Source organism: Streptomyces sp. HUAS MS02 (assembly GCF_055702265.1).
In genome coordinates this window covers 5,824,372-5,836,160 of sequence record NZ_CM146747.1, presented here as the reverse complement: position 1 = coordinate 5,836,160, position 11,789 = coordinate 5,824,372, and the positions used below count along the sequence as shown (strand labels likewise).

The following is an 11,789-nucleotide window of genomic DNA, read 5'->3' as shown; positions in this document are numbered from 1 at the left end:
CAGCCGTCACACCACCCTCACGCAACGCCGAAGACCGGGCGTGTCGCACTGCCCCAGCTTCCGCACCGGCCACACCGTTTGGCACTCTGTGTCCCCTGGCGGGGGATGCAATAGGAGGGGATCACGATCATGAGCGCGACGCAGGCGGGACCTTCGGGCGACCCCCGCATCGGCTGGAGCACCGCGGAACAGCCGCACGCCCCCGCCCTCCTCCACCGCCGCGACGGCATCCTGCCCACCGTGGCCGCCGCCCTCTCCGTACGCGGCGAGACCCTCACCGGCACCGCCGCCCGCGGCGACCACGCGCCGCCCCTGCACCCCCTGGTCCAGGAGTTCCTCGACTCCCTCGCCACCGACCGGCGCGACCGCTTCACCGGCCGCTGCGCCGAGGCCATCCTCATCTCCCGCCACATCACCGGCGCCGACGCGGCCCGCAGCAAGCGCGCCGCCCGCAGACCCATGTCCAACGGCGAGGCCCGCAAGGTCCTCAAGCAGGCCAAGCTCACCACCCGCCACATCCGCGAGGACGGCGACCCCCTGCACGGCGCGTTCGCCACGCCCTGCCGCTCCTGCGCGGCCCTCAGCGCCCACTTCGGCGTCCGCATCGTGGACCCGACCCAGGAGCCCTAGGAACCCACCACCCGGAGATCGCGTCCAGAGCACAGACCAGGGCACGAAACCCGGCCACGAACGACCACCGCCGACGCACACCACGAACCACCCACGAACCACCCACGAACCCGCATACGAACCACCCACCGAACCACCCACCGAACCACCCACGAGCCACCGACGAACCACCGACGAACAAAGGGCAGATGCACACAGACCGCACCTCCACCACGCGCTTCTCCGTCCCCGTCGACGCCGCCCTGCGGGCCGCCGGATGGCAGCCGGGCCGCTGGGACATAAAGCAGGCCGAGATCTGGGCCGACACCCTGCGCGAGCACACCTCCCCCGCCGGCCACCGCCACGCGGTCTTCCCGGCCGCGGTCGAGGCCTGGGCCGAGTTCGGCGGCCTCCGCCTCACCGCCCAGGGACCCGGCCGCCGACTCGCCCCCGCCGACCTGCACCTCGACCCGCTGCACGGCCTCCACATGGCCCGCACGCTCGGCGACCTCGGCCGCGCCCTCGACACCGAGGTCTGCCCCCTCGGCCACGAGACCGCCACCCGCGCCCTCGTCGCCATCGACACGGAGGGCCGCACCTACGCCCTCGACCACACCGGCGACTGGTACCTGGGCCCCACCATCGACACAGCCCTCACCACCCTCCTCACCGGCACGACCCCAACCCGCCTCACAGCAAGCTGAGCCCACACGCAACTACGGACCTCGCGCCTCGCTGCGGGCAATCGTGCCGCTGGGGCGGCACGGGTGGGCGCAGCGGCACCTCGTAACCGCCGAGCAGCGGAACCCGCCCCCGCCCCACCCCAGCCGCCGGGCACCCTGAGCACCCCGGGCGCCCAGACCCCAGGCACCCAGCTCCCCCACCCCCTACGCCGCCGGAATCACCGCAGACACCCGAAACCCCCCGGCATCCGTAGGCCCGGACACAAACACACCCCCCAGCTCGGCCACCCGCTCCTTCATCCCGAGCAACCCGTTCCCCCCACTGGGCAACCGCGCCGCACCCGCCGCCCCCGGCTCCGGCGGCGGCCCGTTCTCCACCTGCATCGCGATCTCCGCCGCCCGATGCGCCAGCCGCACCCGCGTCTTCGCCCCCGCCGCGTGCTTGTGGACGTTCGTCAACGCCTCCTGCACCACCCGGTACGCCGTCTGCTCCACCTCCGCCGCATACACCCGCACCTCCCCCTCCACCGACAACTCCACGACCATCCCCGCGGCCGCAGACTGCCCCACCAGCACCTCCAGCTCCGCCAGACTGGGCCCCTCCGCCGCCTCGCTCTCGGCCCGCGAAGCCGCCGCCGCGGCCGCCGCCCCCACCGCCGCCAGAGGCACCGGCGCCGACGCCACCCCGGACGCGGACGCCGGCCCCGACCGCACCCGCCCCATCGACGAGAACCCCTCCCCCGACCGCAACACCCCGAGCATCTCCCGCAACTCGGTCAACGCCTGCCGCCCCATGTCCCCCACCAGCGCCGCGTTCCGCACGGCCTTCTCCGGATCCTTCCGCGCCACGGCCTGTAGGGCGGCCGCGTGCACGACCATCAACGACACCCGATGCGCGACGACGTCATGCATCTCCCGCGCGATCCGGGTCCGCTCCTCCCCCCGAGCCCACTCCGCCCGCTCCTCCGCGCGCTCCGCGAGCAGCTGCAACTCCCGCTCCAGCGAATCCGCCCGCTCCCGCAGACTCTCCATCAACCGCCGCCGCGCCCCCACGTACAGCCCCAGCAGCACCGGCGGCGCGGTCAGCCCGATCGCCATCGTGGACGCGAGGAACACGGCGAACGCGTCCCCGCCGCCGACCGCCCCGTCCCCCTGCAGATTGCTCCGGGTCGCCTCGACGAACCACACGATGAACACACCGGCGAACGCCATCCCCGACAACGCCCCGATGATCCGCCTCGGCGCCTCCGACGCCGCCAGCGTGTACAGCCCGACGAGCCCCATCAGATAACCCATCTGCGCGGGCGCGACAGCGATGAAGACCAGCACGACGGCGACGGGCCACATCCGCCGGACCAGCAGCACGGACCCGGCCAGCGCGCCGAACAGCACGCCGACGGCCTCCGGCAGGGCGGCGTTACGGGCGAACTCGACGCCCTCGATCGAACACTCGACCGCCGACACCAGCGCCAGCCCGCCGTCGAGGACCGCGCTGCGCCACCGGTTCCACCACCACGGTCCGGCCCCGTCCCCCGTCCCGGCCGCGGTGTGGTCTTCCCCCGTCGTGGTCATACACCCAAGCCTACGTTCGAGCGCCCCCGCTTTTCCGGCGAGTTTCCCGTAGTGCCCCACACCACGCCCCACCTTCGAACAGAAGCGAAACCACCCACTTTCCCTCGAACTGCTGAATCGCCCACCGTTCGACCCCGGAACCCCTCATTCCGCCCGGACGGTATGCCCATGGCACATCCCCACGGCAAGTACGCCGACTTCGAGTCCCTCCGCGACCAGGCCGTGGCCCTGCGCCGCGAGGGCCACAGCCTCCGGCAGATCCGCGACGAGCTGAAGATCTTCAACAACGACCTGCTGAACCGACTCGTCAAGGGCGAACCCCCACCGGAGTGGACCAAGCGCCCCAACGCCAAGGACGACCTCAAGGCGAAGGCAAGAGAGCTGCGGCTCCAGGGCTGGACGTACGACCAGATCCAACTGGAGCTCGGCTGCTCGCGAAGTTCGATCTCACTCTGGGTGCGAGACCTGCCGAAGCCCCAACCTCGCTACACGCCTGAAGAGCGACAGGCGCTCATGCACGAGGGGCTGGCCCGCCTCCGTGCCGCTGAGAACGAGGCGCGCTCGGAGAGGAAGCACGCGGCGCATCAAGATGTCCAGACCCTGTCGGCTCGCGAGCTCTTCATGGTCGGCGTCGCTCTGTACTGGGCCGAGGGCGCGAAGAGCAAGTCCTACGACCGCCGCGAGCGCGTCACGTTCGTCAACAGCGACCCAGGCGTCATCGAGACCTACCTCGCATGGCTGGACCTCCTGGACGTCGATCGCGAGCGGCTGCGCTACCGAGTGCTCATCCACGAGTCTGCGGACGTCGAGGCCGCGCACCGGTACTGGGCCGAGCTGGTGCAGGTCGACACGTCGGTCTTCGCAAGGCCGACGCTCAAGAGGCACAACCCGAAGACCGTCCGCAAGAACACCGGTGAGGACTACCACGGCTGCCTGGTCGTCACGGTGGCCAGAAGCGCCCATCTATACAACCGCATCGAAGGCTGGTGGCAGGGAATCGTGGCGCAGGCGCAGGAGCGTCTCCGGTAAGGTCTGAGGCGCTGTCCCCCGTGGTGTAACTGGCAGCACACTAGATTTTGGATCTAGCAGGACAAGGTTCGAATCCTTGCGGGGGAGCTCACCGCACACGCGTCCTCAGTTCGGGTCCTGACCCAAGCACCACGGTCAGGACCCGCTCACATTTCCCCCTCTCAACGCCCCGGTATCCTGCGGATGTCCACACCCCACACATCCACAGCCGAAGGGCATCCCCGTGAGCGCAACCCGCCCGGCAGCCGTCGTCGTACTCGCAGCGGGTGAGGGCACCCGTATGAAGTCGGCCACACCCAAGGTTCTGCACAGCATCTGCGGCCGCTCCCTGGTGGGCCACGTCCTCGCCGCCGCGCGCGAGCTGGAGCCCGAGAACCTGGTCGTCGTCGTGGGGCACGCCCGCGAGAAGGTCACCGCCCACCTCACCGAGGCCGACCCCGGCGTACGCACGGCCGTCCAGGCGGAGCAGAACGGCACGGGGCACGCCGTACGGATGGGCCTGGAGGAGCTGGGCGGCGTCGTCGACGGCACCGTGGTCGTCGTCTGCGGCGACACCCCGCTGCTCACCGGCGCCACCCTCCGGGCGCTGGCCGCCACCCACTCCGCCGACGGCAACGCGGTGACCGTGCTGACCGCCGAGGTCCCGGACGCCACCGGCTACGGCCGCATCGTGCGGGACGGCGCCTCCGGTGCCGTGACGGCCATCGTGGAGCACAAGGACGCCACCGAGTCGCAGCGCGCGATCCGTGAGATCAACTCCGGGGTGTTCGCGTTCGACGGCCAGCTGCTCGCGGACGCACTCGGGAAGGTCAGGACGGACAACAGCCAGGGCGAGGAGTACCTGACCGACGTCCTCGGCATCCTGCGTGAGGCCGGGCACCGGGTCGGCGCCTCCGTCGCCGGCGACCACCGGGAGATCGCCGGGATCAACAACCGCGTGCAGCTCTCCGAGGCGCGCCGCATCCTGAACGACCGGCTGCTCACGGAGGCCATGCTCGCCGGGGTGACCGTGATCGACCCCGCCACCACCTGGGTCGATGTGACCGTGACGTTCGAGCAGGACTCGGTCGTCCACCCCGGTACCCAGCTCCTGGGGGCCACGCACGTCGCCGAGGGTGCGGAGGTGGGCCCGAACAGCCGGCTGAAGGACACCACGGTCGGGGCGGGCGCGCGCGTGGACAACACGGTGGCGGACGGTGCCGAGGTCGGCCCGCAGGCGAGCGTGGGGCCGTACGCGTACTTGCGTCCCGGTACCCGTCTCGGGCTGAAGTCGAAGATCGGCACGTATGTCGAGACCAAGAACGCGACCATCGGTGAGGGGACGAAGGTCCCGCATCTCTCGTACGTCGGTGATGCGACCATCGGTGAGTACTCGAACATCGGCGCGGCGAGCGTGTTCGTGAACTACGACGGTGAGAACAAGCACCACACGACTGTGGGCTCGCACTGCAAGACGGGTTCGGACAACATGTTTGTGGCGCCTGTCACGGTCGGGGACGGTGCGTACACCGCCGCCGGGTCCGTGATCACGAAGGATGTGCCGCCCGGTTCGCTGGCCGTGGCCCGTGGCCAGCAGCGGAATATCGAGGGTTGGGTGGCGCGTAAGCGGCCGGGGAGCGCGTCGGCGAAGGCGGCCGAGGCGGCGTCCCGGGAGGGCGAGAGCGAAAGCTGACTGGAAACAGGTGCGCCAAGGACGTCGTACCGTGATACATGCACACCCGCACCCCAGCTGGCGAGCGGCTTCCGCGCGCCTGGCTGAGAACCTCTGAGGAGACAGTGCTGTGACCGGGATCAAGACGACCGGCGAGAAGAAGATGATGTTCTTCTCCGGCCGCGCCCACCCCGAGCTTGCCGAGGAGATCGCCCAGCAGCTGGGTGTCGAGGTCGTCCCGACCAAGGCCTTCGACTTCGCGAACGGTGAGATCTATGTCCGCTACGAGGAGTCGGCGCGAGGTGCGGACTGCTTCTTGATCCAGAGCCACACGGCTCCGATCAACAAGTGGGTCATGGAGCAGTTGATCATGATCGACGCGCTGAAGCGTGCCTCCGCCCGTTCGATCACCGTCATCGTGCCGTTCTACGGTTACGCGCGGCAGGACAAGAAGCACCGTGGTCGTGAACCGATCTCGGCGCGTCTGATCGCGGATCTGATGAAGACGGCGGGTGCGGACCGGATTCTGGCCGTGGATCTGCACACGGACCAGATCCAGGGTTTCTTCGACGGGCCTGTCGATCATCTGTTCGCTTTGCCGCTGCTCGCGGACTATGTGGGCGCGAAGGTGGACCGGGACAAGCTGACGGTGGTCTCGCCGGACGCGGGTCGGGTGCGGGTGGCGGACCGTTGGTGCGACCGTCTGGGTGCGCCGCTGGCCATCGTGCACAAGCGGCGTGACAAGGACGTGGCGAACCAGGTGACCGTCCATGAGGTCGTGGGTGAGGTCAAGGGTCGCGTGTGTGTCCTGGTGGACGACATGATCGACACCGGTGGCACCATCTGCGCGGCGGCGGACGCGTTGTTCGCGCACGGTGCGGAGGACGTCATCGTGACGGCGACGCACGGTGTGCTGTCGGGTCCGGCGGCCGATCGGTTGAAGAACTCGAAGGTGAGTGAGTTCGTGTTCACCAACTCGCTGCCGACGCCGAGCGAGTTGGAGCTGGACAAGATCACGGTGCTGTCGATCGCGCCGACGATCGCGAGCGCGGTGCGTGAGGTGTTCGAGGACGGTTCGGTGACGAGCCTGTTCGACGAGCAGTAGGGTTCGCCGGCTCTCGCCGGAGATCGTTTTGGGTACGGCCTTCCTCTCCGAGTAGACTGCGAAAGTTGCTCGGCGAGGGAGGCCGTACGCGTTTCCGTCTCAGGACGGTGGTGCGGCTGTCCGTTATCGACGCGCTCTTCGTAGCAGGCCGTTCGTGGCCGGGTGACCACGTCCGTTCCTATTTTCTACGAGGAGTGATCATGTCCGAGGTGAAGCTCACCGCGTCGACGCGTACCGAGTTCGGCAAGGGCGCCGCCCGCCGTATCCGCCGTGACGCCAAGGTTCCCGGTGTTCTCTACGGTCACGGTTCCGACCCGCTGCACCTGACCCTGCCGGGTCACGACCTGCTGCTCGCGCTGCGTACGCCGAACGTCCTGATCTCCCTGGACATCGACGGCAAGACCAGCGAGCTGGCGATCCCGAAGTCCGTGCAGCGTGACCCGATCAAGGGCTTCCTGGAGCACGTGGACCTGCAGCTGGTCCAGCGTGGCGAGAAGGTCAACGTCGAGATCTTCGTGCACACCGAGGGTGAGCTGGCCCCGGGTGGCAACCTGCTGGAGCACGTGCTGAACGCGCTGCCGGTCGAGGCCGAGGCCACCCACATCCCCGAGTCGGTGACGGTGTCCGTCGAGGGTCTGTCGGCTGGTGACTCCGTGCTGGCCAAGGACATCCCGCTGCCGTCGGGCACCAAGCTGGGTGTCGACGGGGACACGGTCGTTCTGCAGGTTCTGGCCGCGCAGGCGGAGGAGCCGTCGGAGGAGTCCGCCGAGGGTGACGAGGCCGCGCAGGCCTGAGCCCCGGCTCCGTCATCGGTTCGTCAGCCGCTGCTTCCCTTCGGGGGGCGGCGGCTGGCGCGTATCAAGGAGAGATGGACGTGACGACCGATCCGAGTGCCCCCTGGCTGATCGCCGGGCTGGGCAATCCCGGGCCCGAGTACGCGGCGAACCGGCACAACGTGGGGTTCATGGTGGCCGATCTGCTGGCCGAGCGGATCGGGGGGAGGTTCAAGCGGGCCGGGAAGGCGCAGGCGCAGGTCGTGGAGGGGCGGATCGGGCCGCCGGGGCCGGGGAACCGTCGGGTGATCCTGGCGAAGCCGATGTCGTACATGAACCTGTCGGGTGGGCCGGTGACCGCGTTGCGGGACTTCTACAAGGTGCCGGTGGCGAACATCGTCGCGATCCATGACGAGTTGGACATCGACTACGGCACGCTGCGGCTGAAGTTCGGCGGTGGTGACAACGGTCACAACGGGCTGAAGTCGATGACGAAGGCGATGGGGTCGGACTACCACCGGGTGCGGTTCGGGATCGGTCGTCCGCCGGGTCGGATGCAGGTCGCGGACTTCGTGCTGAAGGACTTCTCCGCCACGGAGCGCAAGGAGTTGGACTATTTCGTGGACCGGGCGGCGGACGCGGTGGAGTGTCTGGTGATCGAGGGGTTGGAGCGGGCGCAGGGGACGTACAACTCCTGACCTGGTCCGCACATATCCTGTTTCGTCGGTCATCGCGCGCTGGCCTGCGAGGGTTGACCGACCGCTGTGCCATGGCCAATGATCCCGGCCATGCCCGACAGGAAAGCCCCCGCTCACCGTGCGCGGCGCCGTGCGCGTCCGAGCGCCGGTGGCGCGTCCGCCGCGCTGCGGTACGGGCGGCTGGTGGCCATGAGTGTGACCGCGGTGGTGATTCTGATCGCCGGGGTGTGGGGGTCCTGGGGCTACGCCCAGCACGTGATGCTGAGCAAGGGGCGCGAGCAGGGCACGCTGACCGTGTCCGAGTGCCGGGACGAGACCTGCTGGGGGCCGTACGAGCCGGTCTCCACGGGGTCGCGGGCCCGTGAGCGGGTCGACATCGAGCGGTCCGTGGCGGTGGAGACGGGACAGACGTACACCGTGGTCGTGAAGCCGGGCAGCAGCGATGTGGTCCGGACGGGCCCGGCGGGCCTGCTGCATGCGTGGGTGCCGCTGGGTGGTGCGCTGCTGTTGGCGGCGGTGGTCGTGGCCGGCGGGTTGCGGATGGTGCGCTCGGCGTGGGTGCTGGGCGGGTTGGGGGTCGCGCTGATCACGGCGGCGTGGGTTGCGCTCTGAGGGTACGTTTTCGGCTGATGGCCCGGTGGGGGCTGGTCGCGCAGTTCCCCGCGCCCCTAAAAGACCAGGCCCTGCGGGCCTGAAAAGCAAGGGGCGCAGCCCCTGCTTTTCAGGGGCGCGGGGAACTGCGCGGGAAGCCCCACCGAACCGGTCAGCCGCGAACGAACCCCCCGAAGTCACCCCGTGTTGCGCAGCCCCGCCGCCACCCCGTTGACCGTGAGCAGCAACGCCCGCGCCAGCAGCGGATCGGCCGGCTCCCCCGCAGCGGCAGCGTCCCGCTGACGCTTGAGCAGGGCGACCTGGAGATACGAGATCGGGTCGAGATAGGCGTCCCGGATGGAGAAGGTCTGCTGCAGCACGGGGTTGGCGTCCAGCAGCTTGTCCTCGCCGGTGATGCGCAGCACCTCGCGCACGGTCAGCTCGTGTTCGGCCCGGATCGTGTCGAAGACGTGCTTGAGCTCGTCGGGGACGAGGGTGTCGACGTAGTGCTGGGCGATCCGCAGGTCCGTCTTGGCCAGCGTCATCTCGACGTTGGAGAGGAAGTTGCGGAAGAAGTGCCACTGCTCGTGCATCTCGTCGAGCACGGTGTCCAGGCCCGCTTCGCGCAGCGCCTTCAGGCCGGAGCCGACGCCGAACCAGCCGGGCACGATCTGCCGTGACTGGGTCCAGCCGAAGACCCACGGGATGGCCCGCAGTCCGTCGAGGGAGACGCCCGAGCCGGGGCGGCGGGAGGGCCGTGAGCCGAGGTGCAGGTCGGCGAGCTGGTCCACCGGCGTCGACGCGAGGAAGTACGTCGGCAGGTCCGGGTCCTCGACGAGCTTGCGGTACGCGGCGTGCGCGGCGTCCGACACGAGGTCCATCGCCGCGTCCCAGCGGGCGAGGGACTCGACCGACTGGCGGGGGGCGGTGTGCAGGGCGGAGGCCTGGAGTGTGGCGGCGACCGTCAGCTCCAGGTTCTCCCTGGCCAGGGACGGGACGAGGTACTTGTCGGAGATGACCTCGCCCTGCTCGGTCACCTTGATCTCGCCCTCCAGGGTGCCCCAGGGCTGCGCGAGGATCGCGTCGTGGGAGGGGCCGCCGCCGCGGCCGACCGTGCCGCCGCGGCCGTGGAAGAGCCGCAGTCGTACGCCGTACCGGTGTGCGACGTCGCGCAGGCGGCGCTGCGCCCGGTGGATCTCCCACTGTGATGTGGTGATGCCGCCGAACTTCGACGAGTCGGAGTAGCCGAGCATGACTTCCTGCACGTCTCCGCGCAGGGAGACGAGCCGCCGGTAGGAGGGGTCGGCGAGCATCTCTTCGAGGATCGTGTCGGCGGCCTTCAGCTCGTCCGTCGTCTCCAGCAGCGGGACGATGCCGATCTTGGCCCAGCCGGCGTGGAGGTCGATGAGCCCGGCCTCGCGGGCGAGGACGGTGGCGGCGAAGACGTCGTCGGCGCCCTGGCACATGGAGATGATGTACGACTCGATGACCTCGGGGCCGAAGACGGTGAGCGCCTTCTTCACGGTCTCGAACACGCCGAGGGTCTTGGCGCCGGCGGCGTCCAGCGGCGCGGGTGTGGGGGCCAGCGGCCTCCTGGACCGCAGCTCGCGGGCGAGGAGCTTGTGGCGGTACTCGCGGGGCATGTCCTCGTAGCGCCAGGATTCCTCGCCGAGGCGGTCGAAGAGCTGGCCGAGGGCGTGGTGGTGGGCGTCGGCGTGTTCGCGGACGTCCATGGTGGCGAGCTGGAGGCCGAAGGCGGAGAGGGTGCGGATGGTGCGGTTCATCCGGCCGTCGGCGAAGAGGCCGCCGCGGTGTTCGCGCAGGGAGGTCTGGATGAGGGTGAGGTCGTGCAGGAGTTCGGCGGTGCCGAGGTAGTCGCGGCCGTCCTCGTGCGGGATGCCCTTGGCGAGGCGTTCCTTGGTGTTCTCGAGCTTCTGCCGGATGCAGGTGGCCTTGAGCCGGTAGGGCTCTTCGGCGTTGAGGCGCTTGTAGCGGGGGCTGATCTCGGGCAGGGCCTCCAGGTCGGCCTGGAGCGAGGTGAGCAGTTCCTCCGTGGCACCCGTGTAGCGGATGGAGTTGGAGAGGAAGCCGCGCAGTTCGTCGATGAGGTCGAGGGCGTCGTTGATGCCGTGTTCGTGCTGGAGGATGAGGACGTCCCAGGTCACCTGGGGGGTGACGTTGGGGTTGCCGTCGCGGTCGCCGCCGATCCAGGTGCCGAAGGTGAGGGGGCGGGTGGTGTCGGGGAGGGTGACGCCGACGCGTTCCAGTTCGGCGGTGAGGTCTTCCAGGACGTCGCCGACGGCGTTGGCGTGCAGCTCGTCCAGGTAGTAGATGGCGTTGCGGGCCTCGTCGGCGGGTTCGGGGCGGACGACGCGGAGTTCGTCCGTCTGCCACACCAGGTCGATGTTCTCGGCCAGCCGGATGTCGTAGCGCCGGCGGTCGGACTCGATGACGGGGGTCTCCAGCAGCGCGGCGATGCGGCGGAGCTTGTTGAGGACCGAGCGGCGGGCGGCCTCGGTGGGGTGGGCGGTGAAGACGGGGCGGACGTTGAGGTTCCGGACCGTCTCGCGCAGGTGTTCGGGGTCTGCGTCCTTCAGGCGATCGGCCGTACGGGCGAGGAGACCGCCTTCGGCGGCACGCTGTGCCCTCAGCTGGCGGCCCCGGTGCACCTGTTCGGTGACGTTGGCGAGGTGGAAGTAGGTGGAGAAGGCGCGGACCAGCTTGGCCGCGGTCTCCAGCTCGGTGCCGCGCAGCAGTTCGGCGGCGGCTTCACCGTCCTCGCGGGTCAGGCGGCGGACACGCTCGACCAGGTCCAGGAGTTCGGGGCCCTCCTGGCGTACGAGGGTCTCGCCCAGTAGGTCACCCAGGCGCCGGATGTCGGCGCGCAGCTCGCTGCTGACCGTGGTGTTCTGGTCGTCGGCACTGCTCACAGGTGCGGCTCCTTGCAGTGTTGAAGCTCGGCTGAGGGGAACCCGGGTGGGGGCCCGGCGGCCCGGCCTTCGTCGTGGGGCCTGGCCGCGGGACAGGATTCAGAGCGGACCGCGCTGTCCGAACGAGTCCAGGATAGGCGTCCACCTG

General features: G+C 69.7%; 10 protein-coding genes and 1 tRNA gene. 9 read left to right on the top strand and 2 right to left on the bottom strand.

Translation table 11 applies throughout. From position 1 onward, the window contains the following. The first annotated feature begins 129 nt into the window (after positions 1–129). The gene (locus ACZ9QC_RS25230) at positions 130–630 is read left to right on the top strand and encodes a YwqJ-related putative deaminase (protein WP_472915204.1); all 501 of its coding nucleotides are present in this window, start codon (positions 130–132) and stop codon (positions 628–630) included. A 188-nt stretch (positions 631–818) separates the two neighbouring features. After that, a complete protein-coding gene (locus tag ACZ9QC_RS25225) occupies positions 819–1,313 on the top strand; it encodes an SUKH-3 domain-containing protein (protein WP_184893163.1) in 495 nt (164 codons plus the stop codon). Between the two features lie 183 nt (positions 1,314–1,496). Here the strand turns inward: ACZ9QC_RS25225 and ACZ9QC_RS25220 are convergent, their stop codons facing one another. Then, entirely contained in the window at positions 1,497–2,864 is a 1,368-nt protein-coding gene (locus ACZ9QC_RS25220) for a sensor histidine kinase (RefSeq protein ID WP_472915203.1), read from the bottom strand. Between the two features lie 168 nt (positions 2,865–3,032). On the opposite strand from ACZ9QC_RS25220, the gene ACZ9QC_RS25215 reads away from it, so the two are divergent. From ACZ9QC_RS25215 to ACZ9QC_RS25185, 7 genes are all read left to right on the top strand, one after another. Then, the gene (locus tag ACZ9QC_RS25215; protein WP_472915202.1) at positions 3,033–3,893 is read left to right on the top strand and encodes a GNAT family protein; all 861 of its coding nucleotides are present in this window, start codon (positions 3,033–3,035) and stop codon (positions 3,891–3,893) included. A gap of 14 nt (positions 3,894–3,907) precedes the next feature. After that, a tRNA-Gln gene (locus tag ACZ9QC_RS25210) sits at positions 3,908–3,980 on the top strand. A gap of 136 nt (positions 3,981–4,116) precedes the next feature. Continuing rightward, on the top strand, positions 4,117–5,565 hold the full coding sequence (gene glmU, locus ACZ9QC_RS25205; RefSeq protein ID WP_472915201.1) for a bifunctional UDP-N-acetylglucosamine diphosphorylase/glucosamine-1-phosphate N-acetyltransferase GlmU: 1,449 nt from the start codon (positions 4,117–4,119) through the stop codon (positions 5,563–5,565). Between the two features lie 109 nt (positions 5,566–5,674). Beyond that, positions 5,675–6,649 (top strand): ribose-phosphate diphosphokinase, encoded by a 975-nt coding sequence (locus tag ACZ9QC_RS25200; protein WP_472915200.1) that lies wholly within the window; start codon positions 5,675–5,677, stop codon positions 6,647–6,649. A gap of 200 nt (positions 6,650–6,849) precedes the next feature. Then, positions 6,850–7,443 (top strand): 50S ribosomal protein L25/general stress protein Ctc, encoded by a 594-nt coding sequence (locus ACZ9QC_RS25195; RefSeq protein ID WP_472915199.1) that lies wholly within the window; start codon positions 6,850–6,852, stop codon positions 7,441–7,443. 74 nt (positions 7,444–7,517) lie between these two features. Beyond that, entirely contained in the window at positions 7,518–8,120 is a 603-nt protein-coding gene (pth, locus tag ACZ9QC_RS25190; protein WP_467329241.1) for an aminoacyl-tRNA hydrolase, read from the top strand. Positions 8,121–8,198: 78 nt separating this feature from the next. After that, positions 8,199–8,732: a hypothetical protein gene (locus tag ACZ9QC_RS25185; protein WP_472915198.1), complete on the top strand. Its 534-nt coding sequence runs from the start codon at positions 8,199–8,201 to the stop codon at positions 8,730–8,732. A gap of 176 nt (positions 8,733–8,908) precedes the next feature. Here ACZ9QC_RS25185 and ppc read toward each other — a convergent pair whose 3' ends face one another. Beyond that, positions 8,909–11,641 carry a phosphoenolpyruvate carboxylase gene (gene ppc, locus ACZ9QC_RS25180; RefSeq protein WP_472915197.1) on the bottom strand — a complete coding sequence of 911 codons (2,733 nt, stop codon included), beginning with the start codon at positions 11,639–11,641 and terminating at the stop codon, positions 8,909–8,911. Between the last annotated feature and the right edge of the window lie 148 nt (positions 11,642–11,789).

What these genes read in the sequence shown, in the direction of transcription:
- ACZ9QC_RS25230 (WP_472915204.1), top strand. Translation starts at nt 130, where the DNA reads ATGAGCGCGACGCAGGCGGGACCTTCGGGCGACCCCCGCATCGGCTGG.
- ACZ9QC_RS25185 (WP_472915198.1), top strand. Translation starts at nt 8,199, where the DNA reads ATGATCCCGGCCATGCCCGACAGGAAAGCCCCCGCTCACCGTGCGCGG.
- pth (WP_467329241.1), top strand. Translation starts at nt 7,518, where the DNA reads ATGGACGTGACGACCGATCCGAGTGCCCCCTGGCTGATCGCCGGGCTG.
- ACZ9QC_RS25195 (WP_472915199.1), top strand. Translation starts at nt 6,850, where the DNA reads ATGTCCGAGGTGAAGCTCACCGCGTCGACGCGTACCGAGTTCGGCAAG.
- ACZ9QC_RS25215 (WP_472915202.1), top strand. Translation starts at nt 3,033, where the DNA reads ATGGCACATCCCCACGGCAAGTACGCCGACTTCGAGTCCCTCCGCGAC.
- ACZ9QC_RS25225 (WP_184893163.1), top strand. Translation starts at nt 819, where the DNA reads ATGCACACAGACCGCACCTCCACCACGCGCTTCTCCGTCCCCGTCGAC.
- ACZ9QC_RS25220 (WP_472915203.1), bottom strand. Translation starts at nt 2,864, where the DNA reads ATGACCACGACGGGGGAAGACCACACCGCGGCCGGGACGGGGGACGGG.